Source organism: Lacinutrix venerupis (assembly GCF_001971745.1).
GTDB classification, from domain to species: domain Bacteria; phylum Bacteroidota; class Bacteroidia; order Flavobacteriales; family Flavobacteriaceae; genus Lacinutrix; species Lacinutrix venerupis.
The window spans coordinates 472,671-498,620 of record NZ_CP019352.1; the positions used below are offsets into that span (position 1 = coordinate 472,671).

Consider the following 25,950-nt stretch of genomic DNA (forward strand, 5'->3'; position numbering starts at 1 on the left):
AAGTTAGAATCTAAAGTTTTACAAATTTAAAACAGGATATTAATTTTTAAATAATTAAAATGAAAAGTAAAAAAGCAAAAACTTATGTAGTTGGCATTGGAGCCTCTGCAGGAGGTTTAGATGCTATACAAACTTTGTTTGACCATATTCCTAACGATACAGGAATGGCATTTATTATTATTCAACATCTTTCTCCTGATTTTAAAAGTTTAATGCCAGAGCTTCTTAGTAAGCATACAAAAATGCAAATTTTTACTGCAGAAGATAAGCAAACAATAAAGCCTAATTGTATTTACTTAAACCAAAGAAGTAAAAATTTACATGTAAAAGGCTCAGAATTATATTTACTTGATAAAGGACCTAAACATAATCTTAATTTACCAATAGATATCTTTTTTCACACGTTAGGCGAAGAGTATAAAGAGAAATCTATAGGCGTTATTTTATCTGGAACAGGACCCGATGGTTCTAGAGGAATAAAAACCATAAAAGAAGGAGGAGGAACTATAATTGTTCAAGATCCACTATCGGCACAATTTGATGGTATGCCAAATTCTGCAATATCAACCAATACGGCAGATTACATATTAGAACCAAGTAAAATAGCAGAAATTTTGCATAAAAATCCTGTAAGTGGACCTTTACTTTTAAACGACTTTGATAAAAACCCATCCAATGAAAGCTTGATTAACGATATACTAACAGTAGTTTACAAACACTCTGGTATCGACTTTAGGGAGTATAAAAAAAACACACTTTTAAGGCGTATAGAAAAACGTATGAATGTTACCAACATACAGCATTTATACGATTATGCAACCTTTGTATCAAGCAACCTTGAAGAAAAACAAACATTACAAGAAGATTTTTTAATAGGAGTAACACGTTTTTTTCGTGACACCGAAGCTTTTAAAAGTTTAAAAGAAAAGGTTATTCCGCAAATATGCCAAAATAAAAAAAGTTCTGAGGTTATACGTGTTTGGATAGCAGGTTGTTCTACTGGAGAAGAGGTGTATTCGCTAGCAATATTAATAGATAATTATATAAAAACACATCAATTAAACCTTGATTTTAAAATATTTGCAACAGATATAGATCCAAGTGCATTAGCTATTGCAGGAGCAGGAGCTTATCATATTAATATAATTAACGAAATTGAAAAGGTTTATTTAGATCAGTATTTTGTTAAAATAGGAGACCAAATTCAAATAATAAAACGTATTAGGGAGAAGATTGTTTTCTCTTATCACAACTTAATAAAAGATCCGCCATTTATAAAAATGGATCTAATTTCATGCAGAAATTTACTTATTTATTTTGATAATAAAATTCAAAAAAAGGTAATGTATAATTTTCATTTTGCATTAAACCAATACTCTTACTTGTTTTTAGGTAATAGTGAGTCTTTAGGAGAGGTATCTAAGAATTTTAAAACATTAGATGTTAAGTGGAAAATTTTCCAAAATATATCATCTTCTAAACAAACTCCAATAGCTAACTCTAGTATGGAAAGAGTGGCAACATTAGCTTATAATTATCCTAAAGAAATAAAACATGTTCCGCAATATAAAATTAAAGAAACACCAGAATTATTATTTCATAAATATTTAAACTTAAAATTTAGTCCAGCCTCTATTTTTATAGATAAAGATTTTAATATTTTATTTATTAATGGAGATGCAGGTAAAAGACTCTCTCATAACTCTGGAATTTTTCAAACTAACTTGTTAAAAATGGTTAGTGCAGATATTGCTGTTGTAATTAGAAGCGGTATTAGAAGGCTTGAAGCAAATAAGCAAGATGTAGTAATTAAAGGAATATTAAATAAAACAGAAGGACAAAACTTTTTGTTCGACTTAAATTTTCATAAACCAAAAGATTTCGAAAATTTAAGTGATTGCTACTTAATTGAATTTAGTAATGATAAAGTAATACAATACGATACGCCATTAGTTGTAGATAATATAGATGTAGATGAAGCTTCAAATCAAAGATTAGAAGATTTAGAAAACGACTTAAAAATTGCTAAAACAGAATTACAAAATGTAATTGAAGAGCTAGAAACAAGTAACGAGGAGTTGCAATCTTCTAATGAAGAATTAATGGCTTCTAATGAAGAATTACAAAGTACAAACGAAGAATTACAATCTGTAAACGAAGAGCTTTATACTGTAAACACAGAAATGCAGGAAAAAAATAAAGAGCTTACCAACCTAAATAATGATATAACAAACCTATTAGACAATACAGATATTGCTACATTATTTTTAGATACAGATTTAAGAATTAGAAAATTTACACCTGCACTTAAAGAAGTTTTTAATTTAAATGAAATAGATCTTGGTAGGCCGCTATCAATATTTACATCTAATTTTGATGAGGATGTAAGAAAGATGATACTTAAAGATTCTAAAACAGTTTTAGAAAAATTAGTAGTAGTAGAAAAACAAGTAAAGGATAAAGACAATAATTTTTATTTAAAACGAATAAGTCCATTTATAACAGCAGATAAAGTTATAAATGGAGTAGTAATTACTTTAAATAATATTAATAAACTCAAGGAGATAGAAAATGAACTTGAAATAACCGATTTAAAATATAAAAAGTTATTTGAAAGTTTAAACGAAGCCTTTATTCATGCTAGAATTATTGTAGATAAATCTAATAATCCAATCGATTGGGAATTTATAGATGTAAACCCAACTTATGAAAAGTTATTTAATTTAAAAGCAGAGGATATTATTGGTAAAAAAGTATCAGAAATTTCACCTGGCTTATTAGAGAAACCTAATAAATTGCTTCAAAAATTTGGAGAAACAGCTTTAACAGGAAAAGATTTTACAATAGAAAGCCATATAGAATCTTTAAAACAACACTTTTTAATAAATAGTTTTTCTCCTAAAAAGGGAGAATTTGCAGGTATAATTACAGATTTTACAGAGCTTAAAAATAAAGAAAGGGCGCTAAAACGAAACCAAGCAGAGCTTAATAGAATTCAAGCTTTAACACTAGTTGGTGGTTGGTATTTAAATTTAAAAACCGACAAAGTATATTGGACTGAGCAACTTTATTTAATGTATGGGTTAGACCCAAAATCATCACCTCCAGATTATTCTAAGCAAAAGAAATTGTTTACAAAAGAAAGCTGGCTAAAGTTAAATAAAGCTGTAGAAAGAACAAGAACATTGGGAATCCCTTATGTAATAGAATTAAACCTTATAAAAACTAACGGAGAAAAAGGTTGGTTGCGTGCACAAGGAGAAGCAGTAAAAAATGCAGATGGAGAAATTATAGGTTTAAGAGGTGCAGCACAGGATATTACTAAGCAAAAACTAATTGAAGAAGAAATAATTAGAGCTAAAAAAGCTGCAGAGTCTGCAAACCTTCATAAAAACTATTTCTTAGCAAATATGAGCCATGAAATTAGAACACCTATGAATGGTGTTTTAGGCTTCTCAGAATTACTAAAAAACGATAGCCTATCTAAAACCGATAGATTAAAATATCTTGATATAATAGATAGCAACTCGAAACAATTATTAAATTTAATAGACGATATAATAGACGTTGCAAAAATAGAAGCCAATGAGTTAAAAATAACTTCAAAAGTGTGTAATGTACCTAAGCTTATAAAAAACTTAGATATTACTTACAAGCAATTAAAAACAATAAAGCTTAAAAAAGATATTGTGTTTAAAACACATATTCCTAAAAAATACAATAATCTTGAAATTATAACCGATAGTCAAAGGTTAGAACAAGTGCTTTCAAACTTATTAAACAATGCTTTAAAGTTTTCAGAAAAAGGAGAAATATCATTTGGTTTTACTGTAGAAAATAATTTTTTAAAATTCTTTGTAAAAGATCAAGGAATGGGAATTAAAAAAAGTAAACAAATTGAAATTTTCGAGCGTTTTAAACAACTTAATTACGAGAGTAATGCAAAATATGGAGGAACTGGTTTAGGATTGTCTATTTGTAAAGGTATTGTAACGCTTTTAGGCGGAGAAATATTTGTAAAATCTGAAGAAGGTAAAGGTACATTATTCGAGTTTACAATTCCTTTAAAGGAATTAAACCATAATACTGCAAACGAAAAAATAGTAACAACTATAAATAAAGCATTTTTAAAAAATAAAACAATATTAATTGCAGAAGACGATTCTTTAATTCGTTTATTATTTAAAATAGTCCTTGGAGATAGTGGAGCAACCATTCTTTTTGCTAAAACAGGAAAGGAAGCCATTAAAACGTACAAAAAAACTAAAGATATAGATGTTGTTTTATTAGATATTAGAATGCCAGAAATGAGTGGAATTGAAGTTTTAGAGAGAATATTAAAAATTAATCCTGAGGCTAAAATTATTATGCAAACAGCTTATACCATGCCAGACGAAAAAGAAAGATGTTATAAAATGGGATGCGTAGATTTCTTGTCTAAACCAATTATTAAAGACGAGTTATTTGCTACTTTAAATAAATGGTTAGGTTAAAAAGTCGCACAAATTGAAAGTTAATTCTCACAAAACGAAAAAATTACGGTTTTTACCGTAAAGCAAAACTAAGAAATACTCATTTTTTCGATGAAATGCACAAAATGTAAAAAAATAGTTTTGTAAGCATTGTTTCTTTGTTCTAATTTTGATTTAGAATTTGACAGCAATCTACTATTTATCCCTTTATTTTATAGATTAGTTCAAATAAAAAAAGTATACTTTAATGATTATAATTTTTGAAATCATTAAAAGTTTCCCATAGCAAATAATTTTTAGGTATTATTTGTTATAATTGATTAATAGCGAAAAAAACCAACTCATCTGAGTTGGTTTTTTTAATTAAAAAAAACCAGAACAAAAGTCCTGGTTTAATATCTACTTAAATAGTTTAATTATAACAATTTAAATTATAATACTCTATTGTTTTTCTGCTTTAGAGAAGTGTTCAACGGTGTTCATGTTTTTTACACTGTAAGTGTCCGAAACACCAGTAACTGTGTTTTTTAAACTTTCGTGTGTTACTTTAGCTTCGTCATATTCTACCATAGCTAATTCACGTTCAAAATCTACAGTTGCAGATTTAACACCTTCCATTTTTGCCATTTTTTTCTCTATAGTTTTTGCACATCCCATAGCACAAGTCATTCCTTCAATTTTAAATTCGGCTTTTGCGTATGTTGCATTAGGATCTAATTCTACTTTTTTAACCTCTGTTGCTGTTTCTACAGTTTTAATTTCTGGTTGCGTTTCATTTTTGCAATTAAAGGCCGTAATAGTTAAAATAACTATTACTAGTATGTTTTTTAAATTTTTCATGAGTATCAATTTTTATTATTTAATAATAGATTACAAAATTAAGAATTATATCTATTTATTGCGTTAAAATTTTCATTTTTGCACTATCTAACAAATGCATTATTTACATGAAATTATCCAAATGGGCTTACCTGATTATATTGTCTATTATTTGGGGAACTAGTTTTATACTTATAAAAAAAGGATTGGTAGGTTTAACGCCGTATCAATTGGGAGCTTTAAGAACCGTTATTACCGGTTTCTTTTTGTTTTTAGCAGGTTTTAAAACTATAAAAACAATAGAAAAAAAAGAGTGGAAATGGATTGCTATTTCTGGTTTTTTAGGTTCGTTTATTCCAGCTTTCTTTTTTGCAATTGCAGAAACCGAAATAGATAGCGCTGTAGTCTCTGTTTTAAATTCTTTAGTACCTTTAAATACAGTTTTAATGGGATTAGCTGTTTTTAAAATAACATCTACTAAAAGACAAATTTTAGGTGTTATTATTGGCTTTATTGGTACAGCATTATTAATTTTAAAAGGAGCAGAACTTAATCCTGACCAAAATTACTTATTTGCTGGTTTTATAATTGCATCAACATTAATGTATGCTGCAAACGTGAATATAATTAAGCGTTATTTACAAAATGTAAAACCGCTTGCAATTGCCGTTGGGAACTATGTAACTATTTTTATTCCTGCTGTTTTAGTTTTATTTTTTACTAATTTCTTTACTGTAGAAAACTTTAATAATCCAGATTTAGGATTGTCGGTTTTATATATTGCTATTTTATCTTTATTTGGTACAGCAATGGCTAAGGTTTTGTTTTTTAAATTGGTTCAAATATCTACACCGGTCTTTGCTTCTTCAGTAACTTATATTATGCCAATTGTAGCATTAATGTGGGGATTGCTAGACGGCGAAACTTTTAGTGTTTTACAAATTTTAGCATCCTTAATTATTTTACTTGGCGTATATTTAGCTAATAAAAAACAAAAAACCTGAAGCCTTTCGACTTCAGGTTTTAATAAATTATATAGTTTTACTAATTAATTAAAATCAGCATCTGTTAATGGTGAGTTAACTTTTATAGATGTTGTTTTAAGTTCTACTTTTTGTCCTGCCATAGGTAAAGATGTAGTATGTGGAAACTTAATGCCATCTACTACTTTGTAATCACCAAAAGTAGACTCTTGAGAAACTTCTTGTCCAGTAGGAGTTTTAGCAGTTGAAACAGACTTAATTTTAAGACCTGTAGTAACATCGTAATAATTTTTAGATGTTTCTCCTTTACTATCTTCAATAGCAATAACGTATGCATCATTACCATCTACTGCTTCAATACCAGAAACTGATATTTTTTTAGAGCTATCGTTTAATAAGTTTAACTCGTCAATTAAACCTGTCTTATCTTTCATTTTAGAAACCATTTCTTCTGACATAGGTTGTTTATTTCCCATTTGTGCCATGTAGCCAGTTTCTCCATTAAAAGCTTGTTTAAATACAGATCCCATTCCTACAATACTTACATCGTTAGCAAATAAGTTTGGATTTTTTTGTTTAATAGTCATAACCATATTTTGTCCTTGAAAAGAAGCACTCATTTCTTGAACTAGAGTAGTTATGTTTTGCACAGCTGTTTTACCTCCAATTGCTTTTAAGTAATCTTCTAGTACAGTTTGTGCTGTAACTCCAGCAGGAACAGGCTTAGAAAACACTGGTTTTTCTATAGCATTTGCATAAGTATCGTAGTATTTAATTGGGAATTTTGTTTTTTCTAAATTAGAAATAACTTCGCTTCCTTTTCCTACTACTACAACTCTTGCATTTTTACTTGAAAAATACTTGTTTGCTGCAGCTTGTATATCTTCAACTGTTACAGCATTTACCTTTTTAAGGTATGTTTTGTAGAAGTCTTTAGGTAAATCGTTTAATTTAATGTTTAAAGCATATCTAGCAATAGTTTGAGGCTGCTCTAAAGCCATTACAAAGCTACCAACGTATTTTGCTTTTGCATTTTTAAGTGCCTCTGCAGAAATTGGTTCGGTTTTAATTCTATCAATTTCTTTAAGTATTTCTACAATAGAACTATCTGTAACCATATTTCTTACTTCTGCACTAGCGCTAAATCTAGCAGCTCCATATTTATCTGTTCCAATATTAGAATAAGAACCATATGTGTAAGCTTTGTCTTCACGAAGGTTTAAAAATAAATAACCTTCTCCACCACCACCTAAAATGTAGTTGGCTAATTTAGCAGCAAAATAATCTGGATGATTCATTTTTAAATCTACATTGTTTGTAACAACAATGTTAGATTGTACTGCATTTGGCATATCGACAAAGTTAATTTCTGTTTGCCCAACATTTTTATATGGAGCAGGTACAGATGAGGTTACATCTAAACCTTTTTCCCATTTTTTAAAGTATTTTTTTACTTGCTTTTCTACAGTTTTAAAATCTACATCACCTACAACTACTAAATAAGCGTTATTAGGGTTGAAGTTTTTTTGGTAGTAAGCACGAACATTATCTAAAGTGATGTTGTTTAAGCTTTCTTCTGTAACAAACTCACCGTAAGGATGACCTTTTCCAAAAGATAAAGCGCCACCTACACGACTTGCAATTGCACTTACACTTTTTGAACTAGATTTAATACCTTCAATTGCTTTTTCTTTTTCTTTTTGAAATTCTTCTTCTGTAAATAATGGGTTAATAGTAGCATCTGCCATTAATTCTAAAATTCTTTCAGAGTATTTTGTTAAAGAACCTCCGTAGGCGTTACTAGATCCAAAGCTTAATCTTGCTCCAAGAAAATCTATTTCTTCATTAAACTCATCTTTAGAAATAGATGTTGTTCCATTTCCCATCATTGCACCTAATATACCTGAAACTCCAGCAATTTCACCTTCTACACGAGGTTGATTGTCTATGGTTAAAGTGTAAGATACTCTAGGTAATTTGTGGTTTTCTACAACTAAGACTTTAAGTCCGTTTTTTAATTCAAACTCTCCAGGAACTTCTAAAGTTATTGCTGGAGCAGCTGCTGGTTTTGGCTGCACAGACCTATCAATTTGAGCGGTAACCGAAATTGATAATAAAAATAGTGCTATAAATGCTGTTATTTTTGTTTTCATTTGTATTTATTTTTTAAAAGTTGTCAAATAGTTCTTTATAGTTTTAAAAACATTTTAAAGGCTATTTGTGTCTTTTTAAATTTATTAGTTTTCGTCTTTAGCTTCTGGTAAATACTCTAAAACTACTCTTTGGTTTGGATTTAAGTATTTTTTAGCTACTGCTTGAATTTCTTCTCTTGTAATTGATCTGTAAATATCAATTTCGTTATTAATTAAATTAACATCATCGTATAACATGTAATAACGCGCTAAAGAATTTGCTATACCAGAAATACTAGAGTTTGAATTTACAAAATCGTTTTCAAATTTATTTTGAAGTTTTTGGTAGTCTCTTTCAGAAATTAATTCGCTTTGAACTTTTACTAACTCTTCATCAATACCTGCTAATATGCTTTCTAAAGTATTGTCTCCTAATGGTAATCCAAATAAAATATAAGTACCATAATCTTCTTGACTTTGATTAAATGCTCCAACTTGTAAAGCTTTCTTTTCATCATCAACAAGTTTCTTGTATAATTTTGAAGTCTTTCCAGAACTTAAATATGTAGACAACATATCTAAAACATACGCATCTCTCTCTGTCATGGCTGGAGTTCTATAAGCAGCCATAATTGCAGGTATTTGTATGTTAGAATCGTAAGCTTTAGCTTTAATAGTTTCTGTAATAGGATCTTCTTTTGGAAAGTTTCTTACAATATCTTCACCTCTTGGTATAGGTCCAAAATAATCTTCAATCATTTTTTTTGTTGAAGGCACATCAAAATCACCAGCTACAACTAAAACGGCATTATTTGGCACGTAGAATTTTTTATTAAATTCTTGAAACTCCTCTAATGAAGCAGCGTCTAAATGCTCCATTTTACCAATTGTAGTTCCTTTGTAAGGGTGTTTTTTAAAAATATGTAATTTTATGTTCTCAATAAATTTACCGTAAGGCGCATTATCTACACGTAAACGTTTTTCCTCTTTTACTACTTCATTTTGAGTGTCTACACCAATTTGATTAATTATCGGGTGCATTAAACGCTCAGATTCCATCCATAATCCTAATTCTAAATTATTAGATGGGAAAACCTCATAATAATAAGTTCTATCATCTGTAGTATTGGCATTGTTACTACCTCCATTTGCAGCTACAATTTTAAACCAGTCACCACGTTCTATGTTTTCTGTTCCTTCAAATAATAAGTGCTCAAAAAAGTGAGCCATACCTGTTCGGTCTGGTTGCTCGTCCTTTGCACCAACGTGGTACATTACAGCTGTTGTAATAACTGGAGCAGTTCTGTCTTGATGTAAAATAACGTGCATACCGTTACTTAAATCGTACTCTTCAAATTTAACTTCTTGCGCATTAGCTGCAAATCCAGCCAAAAGCAGTGCAGCTAATGAGAATAAATTTTTTTTCATTGTGAGATATTTAAGGTTAATTGTGATATAAGTCTATAACATACAAAATATGTTACATAATTAAGTAACAAAAATAAGGATTGATAAAACCAATAATTAATTTTTTAGATAAAAATTAACACGAACTACTCTTTTTTTGATGTTTTTTTTTCGAACTTTAAAATTATAATATTTTTAAAATCAGTTAAATATGAAAAAATTCACACTTCCAATCCGTTTCGGTTTTATTATAAGTGCAACATTAATTGCATTCTTTTTATTTTTAGCGTTATTTAACTTGCATACAAACCCAATGTTTAGTTTAGGTAATGGATTAATTACAGGATTTGGTATTTACGAAGTAATAAAATACCATAAATTAAAAGTTGGCAAAAACTTTAGTTATTCAAGTGGTTTTACCTCCGGTATAGTTGCTGGATTTGTTGCAACTATAATATTTACAGCATTCTTTTTACTTTACGCAACAGAAATTAATCCTGCTTTTTTATCTAATTTATTAGAGGTCTTTAGTGGTGATTATAGTGTTGGTATTGGAGTTGTTTGTTTTGTTGTCGCTATTATGGGATTCTCTACAACAGTAGTGCTAACTTTAACATGTATGCAATTATTTAAAGATAGCAGAAATATACCAAACAGAAATAATGAAAAAGACGGAGAGATAACAATGAAGAAAGTTTCGTAGTTGTTTTTCTCTAAAAAATATATTTTAAAGTTAAGTAAATGCTTAAAAATAATACATGTAAGTAATAAAAACGTTTGCAAATTAATTTATTAGAAGTATATTTGCATCCGCTTTCTCAGAAGAAGGCAGATTATTTTAATAACAAATTAATAAAAACGTTACGCTATGTACGCAATTGTAGAGATAGCAGGGCATCAATTTAAAGTTGAAAAAGACCAAAAAGTTTTTGTTAACCGTTTAACAACAGAAGAAGGTAAGAAAGTAGATTTCGATAACGTTCTTTTAATTGGTGATGGTGACAATGTTACTTTAGGCGCCCCAGCTATAGGCGGAGCACAAGTAAGTGCAAAAGTCTTAAGACACCTTCAAGGTGAAAAAGTTATTGTTTTCAAAAAGAAAAGAAGAAAAGGTTACCGTGTAAAAAATGGACACAGACAAGCTTTATCTGAAATCGTAATTGAAAGCATCGTAGCTTCTGGAGCTAAGCCAGCTAAAAAAGCTGAAAAAGCTGCTCCAAAAAAAGAAACTAAAAAAGAAGAAGCAAAAGCTGCTGCACCAAAAAAGACTGCTGCAAAAAAAGCAACAGGAAAAGCAGACGATTTAAAGAAAGTTGAAGGTATTGGACCTAAAATTGCTTCAACATTAGTGGAAGCAGGAATCTCAACTTTTGCTGAGTTAGCAAAAACAGATGCAGCAAAAATTTCTGAAATTATCGCAGATGTTCGTGGAAACCACGTAACAGATACTTGGCCAGCACAAGCTAAATTAGCTGCTGAAGGTAAGTGGGATGAATTAAAGAAATGGCAAGACGAATTAGATGGTGGAAAAGCTTAATTGCGACCACTTTATTATTAACAATATAAAACCTTAAGATCATGGCTCACAAAAAAGGAGTTGGTAGTTCGAAGAATGGTAGAGAATCAGAATCAAAACGTTTAGGCGTTAAGATATTTGGTGGTCAAGCTGCTATTGCTGGTAACATTATCATAAGACAAAGAGGGAATACGCATCACCCAGGTGAAAACGTATACCAAGGAAAAGATCACACTTTACACGCTAAAGTAGATGGTTTAGTAAAATTTACGAAGAAAAAAGATAACAAATCTTACGTTTCTATAGAGCCTTTTGAAGCTTAGAAATAATTTCTTTTTAGATATTAAAAAACGCCTTTCATTTTTGAAAGGCGTTTTTTTATTTTTTTAAAATATCATCAATAATTTTTAAATGATGATTTGTGTGAAGTTCTAAAAATCTATAAATTCTCTTACTATTTATATCTCCAAAAAAAGGGTGTTTAAAAAATGCATTTTTGTGCAATTTAGAAATAGTTTCAACATTAGTCTTGGCAAGTTGCATTTGCGAGATTATATCTTCTTTTAAAATAATTTCAGGCGGTTTTACTTGCTTTGGAGCTTTTGCTTTTCCTCTTGGAAAAAAACCAAGCATAAAAAACACTTTTCCTAAAAAGCTAAAATTTTTCTTATAGAGCTCTGGATTAGATTTATGAAGAGCAATAATAACATTATTTATAACTTTTAAACTGTGATCTATATGCCAACCTATGCTGCTTTTTGAAACCTGTGGATTAGAAATAGTATGGTTGTTAATGTTACTGTTTAGCTTATCTAAAGTTTTTTTTACTTTTTTGTAATTCATTTTTATTTTTTACCAATGGTCATTAATTCGTCCCATTGTGTTGTAAATCGAGGGCTTCGCTGTTCTTTAATTAAAGCCCATTGTTTTTCTCGATTGCCAACGGTTGCTAGTTTTACTTTGTTTTTTCCAAATTTACTATTTAAAATATCTATTGTGTCTGTAATTTTTTTACTTGTAATCTTATGGTCTACATTAAATAAATTAAGTTGAACTTGATCTTCGGAAACTAAATGAAGCAAATTAACACCTACTTTTTTGTATCTAAAACCAGTTTTGTAAATTTTCTTTAGTCCGGTTAATGCTTGTTGTGTTAATTTAATAGTACTATTAGTTGGACTGCTTAAAGTAATAGTTATACTTTGCTGATATTGCTTATCGTATTCACTATGGTAATTTGTGGTTAAAAATACTTGAATTTGAGTAGCGACGCTTTTTTGCTGTCTTAATAAATCGGCAACTTCGGCAACATAATAACTACATGCTTCTTCTATTAGTCTATAGTCTGTTAATTTATAACCAAATGATTTGGCTGTACCTATTGCTTTTTTAGGTTTTGGTATGGTAATCATCTCTAAACATGGCAGACCGTTAAGCTCTCTCCAAAGTCGTTCGCCTATAACGGTCATTTGTTTTCTAACCCAAGCAACTTCCATGTTTGCAAAGTCTAATGCTGTTTTACATCCTGTATTTTCAATACGAACGGCGTGTTTTTTCCCAACACCCCAAATATCTTTTACTTTAGAGTTTTGTAAAAGGTGTTTTCGTTTTTCTTCTGTATTAACAACATAAACATTGTCATTTTCTATATGCTTTTTGGCAAATTTATTAGCCATTTTAGCAAGTGATTTTGTTTTTGCTATACCAACACCAACAGGAATTCCAGTGTTTTTATAAACTGTCTCTTTTATATTTATGGCAACGGTTTCTAAATCTTTTTCGTTATAGAGTGATAAATCTATAAAGCTTTCATCTATACTATATTCTTCTACAATGTGCGAGAAATTTTTTAAGGTATCCATAACTCTGCGAGACATATCGCTGTACAGTGTGTAGTTAGAAGAAAAACAAACTACATTATTGGCATCCAATATTTTTTTTATTTTAAATATTGGCTGAAACATTGGAATGTTTGTTAATGCTTTAGCTTGTTTATTTGCAGCAATTATACATCCGTCATTATTACTTAAAACAACAACAGGTTTGTTTTGTAAATCGGGTCTAAAGACTTGTTCACAAGAAGCATAAAAACTATTACAATCTATAAGCGCAATCATTTATAAAACCGATTTTATAATATAGGTAATAACTCCCCAAATTTGAATTTGTTTATCTATATTTTTGTTAATTCTAATAATACTAAAAGCATCTTCTTGTATAGCTACAACGAGTTGGTTGTTTTTAGGTGTTAAAGATTTATCTATTATTAGTACATCGTTTTTGTTAACCTTAAAATCTTTAAAACTATCGTCTACAACTCTTATATAAAAAGTAGATGAACTGTTTTTTACTAGCACATTGTTTAAGTCTATTCTTGGTTCATGGTAATGTGTCGCAGGACTCGAAAAACCTGTTTGTACAGGTCGCTGAACGCGATAATTTTTTTTAGATTTTTCTATTAAATGTGCTTGAGGCTTTTTCATAGCATTAAAGTTAATAGAAAATTTAGAGACTGGATTTATAAATTAACTAATTAACAATTTTTATTTTTTAAAACTCTTTTTGAGTTTATTTAAATAAAAACACAAAAAAATCCAAACATTAATGTTTGGATTTTTTTATTTTATATCTACAATTATTTAGTATCTGTAGTGTTCTGGCTTGTAAGGACCTTCTACTTTAACACCAATATAATCTGCCTGGTAATCTTTAAGTTCTGTTAACTCAACACCTATTTTTTCTAGGTGTAATTTAGCAACTTTTTCATCTAAGTGTTTTGGTAACATGTACACATCGTTTCCATAAGCTTCTTTGTTGTTCCAAAGTTCTATTTGTGCTAAAGTTTGGTTTGTAAATGAGTTACTCATTACAAAACTTGGGTGACCAGTTGCACAACCTAAGTTTACTAAACGACCTTCAGCAAGAATAATAATTTCTTTTCCGTTAACTGTATATTTATCTACTTGTGGCTTAATAGTATCTTTAGTATCACCAAAGTTTTCATTTAACCAAGCCATTTGAATTTCATTATCAAAGTGCCCAATGTTACAAACAATAGTTTTGTCTTTCATTGCTTTAAAATGCTCTGCTCTAACAATGTCTTTATTTCCTGTTGTTGTAATAACGATGTCGCTATTTCCAACTACAGTTTCTAATTTCTTCACCTCAAAACCATCCATTGCAGCTTGTAAAGCACAAATTGGGTCAATTTCAGTAACTGTTACAATAGAACCTGCACCTTTAAAAGAAGCTGCTGTTCCTTTACCAACATCACCATAACCACAAACAGTAACACGTTTACCAGCTAACATAATATCTGTTGCACGACGAATAGCGTCTACTGCAGATTCTTTACAACCATATTTGTTGTCGAATTTCGATTTCGTAACAGAGTCGTTTACATTAATTGCTGGCATTGGTAGTGTTCCATTTTTTACACGCTCGTAAAGTCTGTGAACACCAGTTGTAGTTTCTTCTGATAAACCGTTAATACCATCTGCTAATTCTGGGTATTTATCTAAAACCATATTAGTTAAATCTCCACCATCATCTAAAATCATGTTTAATGGTTTTCTTTCCTCTCCAAAGAAAAGTGTTTGTTCTATACACCAGTCAAATTCTTCTTCTGTCATGTCTTTCCATGCGTATACAGCAGTTCCTGCATCTGCAATAGCAGCAGCAGCTTGATCTTGTGTAGAGAAAATGTTACAAGAACTCCAAGTAACTTCTGCTCCTAAAGCTTGTAAAGTTTCAATTAAAACGGCTGTTTGAATCGTCATGTGTAAACATCCTGCAATACGGGCACCTTTTAAAGGTTGCTCGTCTTTATATTCTTCACGTAAACTCATTAAACCTGGCATTTCTGCTTCGGCTAAATTAATTTCTTTTCTTCCCCAAGCCGCAAGCGACATATCTTTTACCTTATTAGGTACGTAAGCAACTGTTTTTGTACTCATATCTTTTTTCTCTTTGTTTTTTAAAATGAAACGCCTTTGGGATTCGCACATTATTAGTTAAATTCGCTTAATAAAATGGCATACCTACCTTAGGCGCTGCAAAGATAATCAATAACATTTAAAATATTAAATGCCTCTTTATAAATCCATTAGTGTAAACTCACAAACTACTGTTAAAATCTGGAAGATTGAAGAATCTTATAATGCTTTGTTATCACCATTAAACCTAAGACCTGAAAGTTTAGAGCGTGTTTTAGGTATGAAAAGCGAATTACATCAACGTGGATTTTTAAGTGTAAGACATTTACTTAGGGAGTTTGGTTACACAGATCAAGATTTATATTATGATGCTAATGGCAAGCCGCATTTAAAAGATGGTAAACATATTTCTATAACGCATAGTTTTACTTTTTCAGGAGTGATTATTAGTGATACTAAAGTTGGTATTGATATTGAAAAACAGCGCGAAAAGATAGGAATTATAGCTCACAAGTTTGTGGATTATGAGTTTGAGTATTTAAATAAAGACGACTTAGAATATATTAGAAAACTAACGGTTATTTGGGGAATAAAAGAATCGCTCTACAAATTATTTGCAACTCCAGGTATGTTGTTTAGAGAGCACTTTTTGGTGATTCCATTTATGTTAGAAGATTATGAAACAGTATCTTGGATAGATTATAAAATGAAGAAATATAAGTACAATTCATATTTTCTAGAGTTTGAAGGATTTACATGTGCTTATGTATTAGTTTAATTATGGAATCTATTTTACATCACATAAAAGTTTCCCAAAAACAAAACCTTGCAGTTTTAATAGATCCAGATAAATTCAACTTAAATAATACATCGCAATTTATAGATAAAGTAAATAAATCTATAGCCACTCATATATTTGTTGGAGGTAGTACAGTTAAAGATTATGCAACAGAAAAATTGCTAAAAATTATAAAGCCTTTAACCACATTGCCAATTGTTTTATTTCCAGGAGACATTTTGCAGGTATCGGAAGAGGCAGATGCAATATTGTTTTTGTCTTTAGTTTCTGGTAGAAACCCAGAATACTTAATTGGTCAACAAGTAAAAGCTGTTTCAAAATTAAGAGATTCTAAATTAGAGGTGATTCCTACAGCTTATATTTTAATTGATGGAGGTAAGGAAACTTCAACTCAAAAAGTAACAAATACTAAACCATTAACTAATGTTTTAGAAATTGTAGATACTGCAAAAGCTTCGGAATTATTAGGAATGCAATTGGTTTATTTGGAAGCTGGAAGTGGAGCAAAGAAAGAAGTTTCGACTAAAATTATAGAAGCAGTAAAAAATAATATTAATATACCATTAATAGTTGGTGGAGGTATAAGAAGTAAATTAGCTATTGAGAATGCATTTAAATCTGGAGCAAATATGGTTGTTATAGGTACAGCTTTTGAAGAGGATGAAACTTTTTTTGAAGAATTAAAAAAATAATTATGAATATATCAGTAGATTTAACATTATCACCTTTACAAGATGATTATGAAAAGCATGTAATAGAATTTATAAAAGCACTCCGTGACTCAGAATTTACAGTTTTAGAAAACCCATTAAGTACTCAAATCTATGGTGATTTTGATACGCTTATGCCTTTTCTTAACCAAGAAATAAAACGATCTTTTGAGAATGTAGATATTTCAGTATTAACAATGAAAGTGGTAAAAACCGATAGGCACGATTATGAACCAGATTTTTGATTTTTTTCTTGATGCCTATAAAAATGCATCCACCTTAGATGTTATTCTAGAAGCTATTGCTTTTGTTTTTGGTATTGTAAGTGTAATTTATGCTAAACGCGAAAATATACTTGTTTATCCAACAGGATTAATAGCTACAATAATTACAGTTTATCTTTTATATAAAGCAGAATATTTTGGAGATATGATGATGAATTTTTATTATTCTGTAATGAGTATTTACGGTTGGTGGAATTGGGCTAGAAAAAAAGAGAATGAGTACATTGTACCAATTTCTAGAACGAATACTCAAGAAAAAATAATTGGTATTGCTTTGTTTTTTATTACCATGTATGTAACGTATTTAGTATATAATGTTTATGGTTACAAATTAGAAATCCCTAATTATATAGATATTATTACCTCGGGTATTTTCTTTACAGCAATGTGGTATATGGCGACAAAGAAAATAGAAAATTGGACCTTGTGGATTATTGGAGACCTTATTACAATACCGCTCTACGCTTATAGAGGATTAGGCATGTTGTCTTTACAATATTTAATATTTACCATTTTAGCAATACAAGCTTATAAACAATGGAAGAAAAGTTTAAACAAGAAAGAGCAAATTGCCTAAAAGTAGTTTTATTTGGGCCAGAATCTACTGGTAAGACAACATTGTCTAAGCAATTAGCTAAACACTATAATACGGTTTGGGTTCGCGAATATGCTCGCGAATACCTTCAACGTAAATGGGATGAGGAACAAAAAATTTGTGAACCAAAAGATTTATTGCCAATTGCTGAAGGACAAATGGCATTAGAAAATGAATTAGCTCAATTAACAGATTCTGTACTTATTTGTGATACAGATTTACTCGAAACCAAAGTATATTCCGAAGCATATTATTCTGGAACTTGTGATCCAGTATTAGAAAAATATGCACTACAAAACACTTACGATTTATACTTTTTAGCGTATATTGATACGCCTTGGGAGGCCGACGATTTAAGAGATAAGCCAGAAGAAAGACAAACAATGTTTAACTTTTTTGAGAAAGCTTTAAAAAAATATAATAGACCATATGTTTTGTTAAAAGGAGACAAAAAAGAACGTCTTGAAATTGCAATAAAACATATAGATAATTTGATTAAAAACAGAAAATGAATTTTACCTCAAAACAAATAAAACAAATTGAAGATAAAGGTTTAACTGTTGATAAAGTTCTACAACAAATTGAAGTTTTTAAAACAGGATTACCTAATATTAATTTAGAATCTGCAGCTATAGTAGGTGATGGTATTTTTCGTTTTTCGGAAGAAGAAAAAAATGAATATGCTGCATATTACGATGAGCAGAAAGAAGATTTAAATATTGTAAAATTTGTGCCAGCTTCTGGTGCAGCAACAAGAATGTTTAAATTCTTATTTGAATTTCTTGACAATTTCAACCCTAAAAAAGAGACTATAAACCGTTATATTAACAAACATAAAGCAAATGAATTATTTGCTTTTGGAGTAGGTTTAGAAAAATTACCTTTTTACGAAATAGTTATTACAGAAACTAAAAAATTTGTTCCCAATTTTGATACACTTTCGTCAGATTTAAAAGCTGTTGAGTTTATAAAAACAATGTTAAATGAAGACCGTTTAAATTATAGCTTTTCACCAAAAGGACTATTGCCATTTCATAAGTATAAAGATCATATTGCAACTGCTTTTGAAGAGCATTTATTTGAGGCAGCAATATATGTGTGTACACAAAATAAAACTAGTATTCACTTTACCATTTCAGAAATTTATAAGGATGTATTTAAAAATGAATTTAAGCGTATACAAGCTATCGTAGAGAAAAAAACCAAAACAACATTTAATATAACATATTCTTATCAAAAGGAAGAAACAGATACCATTGCTGTGTCAACTAAAAATGAACCAATAGTAAACACAGATGGAACACTGCATTTTAGACCATCTGGTCATGGCGCATTATTATCTAATTTAAATGATTTTGAAGGAGATATTCTTTTTATAAAAAATATAGATAATGTGGTGGTTTATAAATATGAGGCTGAAGTTGCATACTATAAAAAAGTGTTAGCTGGTATTTTATTAAAAGAACAAAAACAGGCATTTAAGTTTTTAAAACAATTAGAAAATAATGAAATATCAGAAAGTAAACTATTAGAAATAGCACGTTTTTTAAGAAAGAACTTAAATGTTATTATCTCTTTAGAATTCGAAAAATTTTCAACTAAATATCAAATAGAATACTTAAAAAATAAGCTTAATAGACCTTTTCGTGTTTGCGGAATGGTTAAAAACGAAGGCGAACCTGGTGGAGGACCATTTTGGGTTAAAAGCGAAAGTGGCACTGTTTCATTACAAATTGTAGAATCTGCTCAAGTAGATAAAAAAAATAAGCAGCAAAAAAATATTTTAAAAAATGCAACACATTTTAATCCTGTAGATTTAGTGTGTGGTATAAAAGACTATAAAGGAAAAACTTTTGATCTCTCTAAATTTGTAGACCCAAAAACAGCATTTGTTACAATGAAAACTAAAACAGGAAAAAACATTAAAGCACTTGAGTCTCCTGGACTTTGGAACGGTAGTATGGCAAATTGGAATACAATTTTTGTAGAAGTGCCTTTAGTCACTTTTAATCCAGTAAAAACAGTAACAGATTTATTAAAACCTAGACACCAAGTATAATGTTTAATGAAGAGGCAATAATTAAAGAATTTAATTTTAAAGGTGTTAGAAGTTCTGGAGCTGGAGGACAGCATGTAAATAAAGTATCCTCTAAAATAGAACTGTCTTTTAATGTTAAAGACTCTTTAGTATTAACCAATATACAAAAGCAGAGTATTCAATATAAATTATCAAACCGAATAACAAAAGAAGGCCTCTTAATATTACAATGTGGCGAAATCCGTAGTCAACATAGAAATAAAAACATTGCTACAATAAGAGCTATAGAACTACTTAAATTAGCTCTGTATAAAGAAAAAAAACGTATTCCAACAAAAATTCCTAAAGCCGTAATTATTAAAAGGTTAAAAAATAAACGTGCTAATAAAGAGCGTAAAGCAAATAGGCAGAAACCTAACTTAGATTAAAAAATTAGTAATTATATTTTAGGAAATTAAAAAAAGAGACCTACCTTTGCAGCGTTCTCAAAAAAGGGGTGCCTAAATATCGGCTGAGATCATACCCATTGAACCTAGAACAGGTAATGCTGTTTAGGAATTTGAAGAAATATTTTAATTATTGTGTGTTTACTTATCTGCAGGTGAGTAGGTTTACAAAATGATAATTAATGTATTTCAAAAAAAACTAATTATTATAATAGAATAATTACCTCTTTTTATTCGTGATTTAAATGTATTTCGAATGAAATCAATTGTAAAAAACACAACTTTATTTTTAGCCTTTGCAGGACTAACTTTTAATGCTTTTGCTCAAGAAATTAAGCAAGACTCTACAAAAATTGAAACTTTAGATGAAGTTTTAATTAAATCTCTTAGAGTAGATGCAAACTCACCAATTACACATTCTAACGTTACAAAAGAAGAATTAGAAAAACGAAACCTAGGTCAAGATATTCCAATTCTACTTAATTATTTACCATCTGTAGTAACCACTAGTGATGCTGGTGCAGGAGTTGGTTATACTGGAATTAGAGTGCGTGGTGTAAGTGCACAATCTACAAATATTACTATTAATGGAATACCATATAACGATTCTGAAAGTTTAGGAACCTTTTGGGTAAATTTAGGAGATTTTTCTTCTTCTGTAGAAAGCTTACAGTTACAACGTGGTGTCGGTACATCTACAAACGGTTCTGGTGCTTTTGGTGCAAGTATTAATGTATTAACAGATGCAGCTTCAAAAGAAGCTAATGGTGAAATAGCTAACAGTTTTGGTAGCTATAATACAAGAAAACATACCGTAAAATACAGCACAGGATTAATAGATAACCATATTGAAATTTCTGGTCGTTTATCTCAAATAAATTCCGATGGTTATATTGATAGAGCAGAATCCGATTTAAAATCTTATTATTTACAAGGATCTTATATAGATGATAATACACTTATTAAAGCCATTACTTTTGGTGGGCACGAAGTAACATACCAAGCTTGGAATGGTTTTGATCCAGATCAAATAGAATCTCTTGGAGAAAATCCAAATATTGATGAAAATAGAACTTTTAATGTATCTGGTGCTTATTTTAATGAAAATGGAGAACTTCAATTTTACGATAATGAAGTTGATAATTACAAGCAAGACCATTACCAATTACATTGGAACCAAAAGTTTAATAATAATTGGTCTACAAATTTAGGTTTAAACTACACTTATGGACGCGGTTATTTTGAGCAATATAAAGAAGATGAAGATTTTGAAACTTATGGTTTTGATGAAATAACTATTGGAGGAGAAACAATAAACGAAACCGATGTTATTAGAAGACGCTGGTTAGATAACGATTTTTATGCATTAAATGCTAGTGTAAATTATAAGGATGAAAAATTAAATATGAATACAGGTGTATTTTATAGCTCTTACCATGGTGAGCATTTTGGAGAGGTAATATGGTCTCAATTTGCTAGTAATAGTGAAATTAGAGATCGTTATTACGATGGTAATGGCGATAAATATGATTTTAGTGTATTTGCAAAAGCAACATACCAATTAAACAATAAATTAAGTCTTTTTGGAGATTTACAATATAGAAGCGTAAACTACGATACTAGTGGTATAAATTCAGATTTAGAGCTTTTTGAAATTGATAAAAGTTTTAGTTTCTTTAATCCAAAAGCAGGATTATCTTACAACTTAAACAACAAAAATAATTTTTATTTCTCTTATGCTAGAGCAAATAGAGAACCAAATAGAGACGATTTCAAAAATAATGAAGACGTTAAACCAGAACAGTTAAATGATTTTGAATTGGGATGGAGATTTAAAAACTCAAACTTAATTTTTAATGCAAATGTTTATTATATGTTATATAACGAGCAATTAGTATTAACTGGTGAATTAGACGATGTAGCTTCACCACTAAGAGATAACTCTGGTAAAAGTTCTCGCTTAGGTTTAGAATTAGAAGCTGTTGTTAAAATTACAGATCAATTTTCTATACAGCCTAATGTAACTTTAAGCTCTAATAAAAATGATGAAACTATTGCTTCTATAGACGGTGCTTTAGTAAATTTAGGTAGAACAGATATTTCTTTTTCTCCAGATGTTGTGGCTTCTAACGCTTTAGTATTTAAACCAATGGAAAATTTACAATTATCGTTTTTAAGTAAATATGTTGGAGAGCAATTTATGAGTAATACAGAAGCCGAATTATCTAAATTAGAAAGCTACTTTGTAAATGATTTTAATGTAACTTACGAGATTAAAACCAATAAAATATTCAAGTCTATCCTTTTATCTGGTTTAGTTAATAATATTTTTGGTGAAGAATATATTTCTAACGGTTTTTATTACACTTACGATGATACATGGTCTGTTGCTGGAGAGACAACAACTATTGAAGGTGTAGGTTATTACCCGCAAGCAACTACAAACTTTCTTGTTGGTGCAACTTTAAAATTCTAAACAGGAAAATACTTATATAAAAAAAAGCGGCTCGATGCCGCTTTTTTTTATTGCAAAAAGGATGGAACGGTATGTTTGAGCTCCTCAAAGAGAGCGAGTAGTGAGAGCCTGGTCTCGATTATTATCGAGATTTGCCCTAATTGTTATACACCCGGATAACGTCTCCAATAACTTCTACTTGATAGCGAACCATTGCATATTGTCCTCCATCTTGTTTTGTGCCATTTAAAATTTCGTAAGCATTTTCATCTTCACAACCACAAGTAGCAATAATGCCATCGACAGTTAAATTTGAACAAGAACTTATTGCATGATTAGGGTCGCTTAGTTCGAAAGCGCTATAAGCACTACCAGAGAAGTAAACCACCACACCTTTAATACCATAATTACTGTTTAAAACAATATGGTTTCCTGGAAACTGCATTTGGTTATATTGTGGTAAACTAGTATTTATTAGGTTTCCAGTGTCAAACACTGCATTTGGAATATATGGATTTGTATTTTGGTTATTATCATCATCTTTATTACAAGAGTTAAGTAAAACACCAAATACGAGTAATAATGTTAAGGATTTTAATTTCATTTTTTAATTTTTTTAAGGCTTTGCAATTTACAACAAAAGTAATTTGCGAATTAAATATTTTGTATATTTGTAATGTAATCTCGTGTAAGCGAGATTTTTTCGTTAAATCCCGAAATTGTTTCGGGATATTTTGAGTTTAGTAATTAACGAATGTATGTTTTAAACGAAAAAGTTATGAGTAAAGTATCATATTATACAGCCGAAGGCTTAAAAAAGTTAAGAGAAGAGCTAAAACAGTTAAAAGATGTCGAGCGTGTAAAGGCTAGTAATGCTATTGCAGAAGCACGAGATAAAGGTGATTTAAGTGAAAATGCCGAATACGATGCAGCAAAAGAAGCCCAAGGTATGCTAGAAATGCGTATTAGTAAATTAGAAGACCAACTTGCTGGTGCTCGTGTTATAGACGAAAGCCAAATGGATACCTCTAAAATATTAGTATTATCTAAAGTAAAAATTAAAAACCAAAACAATGGTATAGAAATGAATTATACTTTAGTTGCAGATGGAGAAGCAGATTTAGCTGCTGGTAAAATTTCCGTAAATTCACCTATTGGTCAAGGATTACTTGGAAAATCGGTTGGAGATGTTGCAGAAATTAGTGTGCCAAGTGGTATTATAAAATTTGATATTGTAGAAATAAGCAGATAATAATTATTTCGCTTTCGCGAAAAAAATCTGTAATACATAATATTCCTGTTTATTCTGAAATAAATTTCAGTTTAGCAGGAATCTTTTTTTATCTTTAATTCTTAAATATAAAGTTATGCCAACATTATTCACAAAAATTGTAAACGGAGAAATACCATGTTATAAAGTAGCAGAAACCGAAGAGTTTTTAGCTTTTTTAGATATAAATCCAAATGCTATTGGACATACTTTATGTATCCCTAAAAAGGAAACAAATAAGATTTTCGATTTAGAAAAAATAGAATATGGTAAATTAATGGAATTTTCTAGGCAAGTTGCTATCGCTTTAGAAAAAACAGTACCTTGTTTACGTGTTGGTATGTCTGTAATTGGTTTAGAAGTGCCACATGTTCATGTACATTTAATACCTTTAAACTCTATGGACGATGCTCGTTTTACTAAAAAAGTAGCTTTAGAAAAACAAGAATTTGAAGCTTTAGCAAAAGCTATTCAGGCAAATTTATAAAAGCTAAAACTCCTGCAGCTAGTAACAATACGGCTACTATTCCTAAGATAATCCAAAATAAGGACTTATACTTTTTAGATGCTTTTTTGGGTTTAAAAGCTTTCATTTGGTAATTATAAACACGCTCAATATCCTCGGTCCAACGTACAGGATAAATTTCTGTATTACAAGTATTACAAAACATTTGGGTAGAAATATCTTGAGTGATAGATTTGTAAAGCTTAGTTTCAATAAAACGTTGTTTAAAAGTAAGCTCTAAACCTTCTTTATTAAAACATTCTGGACAATTATTGTTTAAAGAAACAGATTTAACGGTTATTAACTTTTCACTCATAATTAAATGGTTTTAAACGCAATTTGCATTATTGTTCCTTTACCAATTTGAGATTGTGCAACTTTAATTTTTCCATCATGAAAGTCTTCAACAATACGTCTTGCTAGAGATAAGCCTAATCCCCAACCACGTTTTTTTGTAGTATATCCAGGCTCGAAAACAGTTTTAAACTGGCTTTTAGTTAATCCTTTACCTGTGTCTATAATATTAATTTTTACCTTATTTTCTAACTGAGTCATAACAATGGTTAAATCGCCTTTACCTTTCATGGCATCTATAGCATTTTTAACTAAATTTTCGATGGTCCAACTGTATAATTGCGGATTCAAATTTACGTAAATTGGATCTTTTGGCAACTTTAAAGTAAAGTTTATAAGTTTAGAAGATCTAGATTTTAAATAATTATAAGTCTCTAATGTTTCTTTAACAATATCAACCTTCTCCAAAGTTGGAATTGATCCAATTTTACTAAAACGTTCTGTTATTGTTTGGAGTCTATCTATGTCTTTTTCAATTTCTTTAATATAGTCCGGATTAGTGTTTTCGGTTTTTAAAATTTCAGTCCAACCAATTAAAGAAGATAACGGTGTACCTATTTGGTGTGCTGTTTCCTTAGCCATACCAGACCACAATTTGTTCTGTGTTGCAATTTTAGAACTACGGTAAAAGAAATAAACAACAGCTCCAAATAAAAAAATAATTAATAATAAAGCTAATGGATAGTATTTTAATTTGTTTAAAATTTCAGAATCTCCATAATACAAATTACCAACATTAATTTTTTTGTTTGTTTGTGGATCTATATAAGTAAGCTCAATTGGTTTGTTTTGTTTTTCAAACTGAAGAATTAAATTTTTAATATAAATTGAATCTTTTAATTTTCTTTCATTAATATTTACGGTATTTATATCGCCATCATTATTAATTACAATTTTTGGTGTTAAACTATCCGATAAAATGATTTTATCAACCAATGGATTAACATCATCTGTTAAAAGACTTCTTTGAAACTCAACCTGTGCTGCACTCCAAATAGCCATTTTAGCACGTTCTTCATTTTTAAACTTTTGAAAAAAAGTATAAGTATTCCATAGAATTAGAGAGATAATAGCAAACGAAGCTATAATCATTATCCAACGAACAAGTTGTCTGTTTTTTTCGAGAAACATATAATATTTTAAAAGTTTTAAAAATAAGTATATTACTTATTAGAAGCGAAAGATACTTAAAAAGTATATAATGCAAAGTTGTTAATAATATTGTATAAT

At 29.7% G+C, this 25,950-nt stretch carries 25 protein-coding genes; 15 read left to right on the forward strand and 10 right to left on the reverse strand.

What is annotated here, in order from left to right; translation table 11 throughout:
- The first annotated feature begins 59 nt into the window (after positions 1 to 59).
- Positions 60 to 4,493 carry a CheR family methyltransferase gene (locus BWR22_RS02045; protein ID WP_076731779.1) on the forward strand — a complete coding sequence of 1,478 codons (4,434 nt, stop codon included), beginning with the start codon at positions 60 to 62 and terminating at the stop codon, positions 4,491 to 4,493.
- A gap of 420 nt (positions 4,494 to 4,913) precedes the next feature.
- Here BWR22_RS02045 and BWR22_RS02050 read toward each other — a convergent pair whose 3' ends face one another.
- The gene (locus BWR22_RS02050; protein WP_076731780.1) at positions 4,914 to 5,312 is read right to left on the reverse strand and encodes a heavy-metal-associated domain-containing protein; all 399 of its coding nucleotides are present in this window, start codon (positions 5,310 to 5,312) and stop codon (positions 4,914 to 4,916) included.
- Positions 5,313 to 5,419: 107 nt separating this feature from the next.
- On the opposite strand from BWR22_RS02050, the gene BWR22_RS02055 reads away from it, so the two are divergent.
- A complete protein-coding gene (locus tag BWR22_RS02055; RefSeq protein ID WP_076731781.1) occupies positions 5,420 to 6,295 on the forward strand; it encodes a DMT family transporter in 876 nt (291 codons plus the stop codon).
- Between the two features lie 44 nt (positions 6,296 to 6,339).
- Here BWR22_RS02055 and BWR22_RS02060 read toward each other — a convergent pair whose 3' ends face one another.
- On the reverse strand, positions 6,340 to 8,427 hold the full coding sequence (locus tag BWR22_RS02060; protein WP_076731782.1) for a M16 family metallopeptidase: 2,088 nt from the start codon (positions 8,425 to 8,427) through the stop codon (positions 6,340 to 6,342).
- An 84-nt stretch (positions 8,428 to 8,511) separates the two neighbouring features.
- On the reverse strand, positions 8,512 to 9,834 hold the full coding sequence (locus tag BWR22_RS02065; protein ID WP_076731783.1) for a M16 family metallopeptidase: 1,323 nt from the start codon (positions 9,832 to 9,834) through the stop codon (positions 8,512 to 8,514).
- A 190-nt stretch (positions 9,835 to 10,024) separates the two neighbouring features.
- Here BWR22_RS02065 and BWR22_RS02070 point away from each other — a divergent pair, with 190 nt between their 5' ends.
- The 3 genes from BWR22_RS02070 (at position 10,025) to rpmA (ending at position 11,652) form a co-directional block, all read left to right on the forward strand.
- The gene (locus tag BWR22_RS02070) at positions 10,025 to 10,516 is read left to right on the forward strand and encodes a DUF4199 domain-containing protein (RefSeq protein WP_076731784.1); all 492 of its coding nucleotides are present in this window, start codon (positions 10,025 to 10,027) and stop codon (positions 10,514 to 10,516) included.
- Positions 10,517 to 10,681: 165 nt separating this feature from the next.
- Positions 10,682 to 11,350 carry a 50S ribosomal protein L21 gene (rplU, locus tag BWR22_RS02075; RefSeq protein ID WP_076731785.1) on the forward strand — a complete coding sequence of 223 codons (669 nt, stop codon included), beginning with the start codon at positions 10,682 to 10,684 and terminating at the stop codon, positions 11,348 to 11,350.
- Positions 11,351 to 11,391: 41 nt separating this feature from the next.
- A complete protein-coding gene (rpmA, locus tag BWR22_RS02080; RefSeq protein ID WP_013869859.1) occupies positions 11,392 to 11,652 on the forward strand; it encodes a 50S ribosomal protein L27 in 261 nt (86 codons plus the stop codon).
- 55 nt (positions 11,653 to 11,707) lie between these two features.
- Here rpmA and BWR22_RS02085 read toward each other — a convergent pair whose 3' ends face one another.
- From BWR22_RS02085 to ahcY, 4 genes are all read right to left on the reverse strand, one after another.
- Positions 11,708 to 12,172, reverse strand: coding sequence for a DUF1569 domain-containing protein (locus BWR22_RS02085; protein ID WP_076731786.1), 465 nt, complete (start codon positions 12,170 to 12,172; stop codon positions 11,708 to 11,710).
- Between the two features lie 2 nt (positions 12,173 to 12,174).
- Entirely contained in the window at positions 12,175 to 13,446 is a 1,272-nt protein-coding gene (locus tag BWR22_RS02090; RefSeq protein WP_076731787.1) for a Y-family DNA polymerase, read from the reverse strand.
- Positions 13,447 to 13,812, reverse strand: coding sequence for a S24 family peptidase (locus tag BWR22_RS02095; protein WP_076731788.1), 366 nt, complete (start codon positions 13,810 to 13,812; stop codon positions 13,447 to 13,449).
- 156 nt (positions 13,813 to 13,968) lie between these two features.
- Positions 13,969 to 15,285 carry an adenosylhomocysteinase gene (gene ahcY / locus BWR22_RS02100; protein WP_076734343.1) on the reverse strand — a complete coding sequence of 439 codons (1,317 nt, stop codon included), beginning with the start codon at positions 15,283 to 15,285 and terminating at the stop codon, positions 13,969 to 13,971.
- A 130-nt stretch (positions 15,286 to 15,415) separates the two neighbouring features.
- Here ahcY and BWR22_RS02105 point away from each other — a divergent pair, with 130 nt between their 5' ends.
- The 8 genes from BWR22_RS02105 (at position 15,416) to BWR22_RS02140 (ending at position 22,612) form a co-directional block, all read left to right on the forward strand.
- Positions 15,416 to 16,042 (forward strand): 4'-phosphopantetheinyl transferase family protein, encoded by a 627-nt coding sequence (locus BWR22_RS02105; protein WP_076731789.1) that lies wholly within the window; start codon positions 15,416 to 15,418, stop codon positions 16,040 to 16,042.
- A 2-nt stretch (positions 16,043 to 16,044) separates the two neighbouring features.
- On the forward strand, positions 16,045 to 16,755 hold the full coding sequence (locus BWR22_RS02110) for a geranylgeranylglyceryl/heptaprenylglyceryl phosphate synthase (protein ID WP_076731790.1): 711 nt from the start codon (positions 16,045 to 16,047) through the stop codon (positions 16,753 to 16,755).
- A gap of 2 nt (positions 16,756 to 16,757) precedes the next feature.
- Positions 16,758 to 17,018, forward strand: coding sequence for a hypothetical protein (locus tag BWR22_RS02115; RefSeq protein WP_076731791.1), 261 nt, complete (start codon positions 16,758 to 16,760; stop codon positions 17,016 to 17,018).
- The gene (pnuC, locus tag BWR22_RS02120) at positions 17,002 to 17,634 is read left to right on the forward strand and encodes a nicotinamide riboside transporter PnuC (protein WP_076731792.1); all 633 of its coding nucleotides are present in this window, start codon (positions 17,002 to 17,004) and stop codon (positions 17,632 to 17,634) included. Before BWR22_RS02115 ends, pnuC begins: the two co-directional genes overlap by 17 nt.
- Positions 17,595 to 18,164 (forward strand): AAA family ATPase, encoded by a 570-nt coding sequence (locus tag BWR22_RS02125; RefSeq protein ID WP_076731793.1) that lies wholly within the window; start codon positions 17,595 to 17,597, stop codon positions 18,162 to 18,164. The genes pnuC and BWR22_RS02125 overlap by 40 nt, the downstream gene beginning before the upstream one ends.
- On the forward strand, positions 18,161 to 19,711 hold the full coding sequence (locus tag BWR22_RS02130; RefSeq protein WP_076731794.1) for a DUF4301 family protein: 1,551 nt from the start codon (positions 18,161 to 18,163) through the stop codon (positions 19,709 to 19,711). Before BWR22_RS02125 ends, BWR22_RS02130 begins: the two co-directional genes overlap by 4 nt.
- Positions 19,711 to 20,118 carry an alternative ribosome rescue aminoacyl-tRNA hydrolase ArfB gene (gene arfB / locus BWR22_RS02135; RefSeq protein ID WP_076731795.1) on the forward strand — a complete coding sequence of 136 codons (408 nt, stop codon included), beginning with the start codon at positions 19,711 to 19,713 and terminating at the stop codon, positions 20,116 to 20,118. The genes BWR22_RS02130 and arfB overlap by 1 nt, the downstream gene beginning before the upstream one ends.
- A gap of 274 nt (positions 20,119 to 20,392) precedes the next feature.
- On the forward strand, positions 20,393 to 22,612 hold the full coding sequence (locus BWR22_RS02140; protein WP_076731796.1) for a TonB-dependent receptor: 2,220 nt from the start codon (positions 20,393 to 20,395) through the stop codon (positions 22,610 to 22,612).
- 136 nt (positions 22,613 to 22,748) lie between these two features.
- Here BWR22_RS02140 and BWR22_RS02145 read toward each other — a convergent pair whose 3' ends face one another.
- A complete protein-coding gene (locus tag BWR22_RS02145; RefSeq protein ID WP_076731797.1) occupies positions 22,749 to 23,195 on the reverse strand; it encodes a hypothetical protein in 447 nt (148 codons plus the stop codon).
- Positions 23,196 to 23,369: 174 nt separating this feature from the next.
- Between BWR22_RS02145 and greA the strand changes: the two genes are divergently transcribed.
- Together greA and BWR22_RS02155 are read left to right on the forward strand one after the other, a co-directional pair.
- Positions 23,370 to 23,843 (forward strand): transcription elongation factor GreA, encoded by a 474-nt coding sequence (gene greA / locus BWR22_RS02150; RefSeq protein WP_076734344.1) that lies wholly within the window; start codon positions 23,370 to 23,372, stop codon positions 23,841 to 23,843.
- 115 nt (positions 23,844 to 23,958) lie between these two features.
- Entirely contained in the window at positions 23,959 to 24,348 is a 390-nt protein-coding gene (locus tag BWR22_RS02155; protein ID WP_076731798.1) for an HIT family protein, read from the forward strand.
- On the opposite strand, the gene BWR22_RS02160 is transcribed toward BWR22_RS02155, so the two are convergent.
- Both BWR22_RS02160 and BWR22_RS02165 read right to left on the reverse strand, forming a co-directional pair.
- On the reverse strand, positions 24,329 to 24,682 hold the full coding sequence (locus tag BWR22_RS02160; protein WP_076731799.1) for a hypothetical protein: 354 nt from the start codon (positions 24,680 to 24,682) through the stop codon (positions 24,329 to 24,331). The genes BWR22_RS02155 and BWR22_RS02160 overlap by 20 nt on opposite strands.
- Positions 24,683 to 24,684: 2 nt before the next feature.
- Entirely contained in the window at positions 24,685 to 25,851 is a 1,167-nt protein-coding gene (locus tag BWR22_RS02165; RefSeq protein WP_076731800.1) for a sensor histidine kinase, read from the reverse strand.
- Between the last annotated feature and the right edge of the window lie 99 nt (positions 25,852 to 25,950).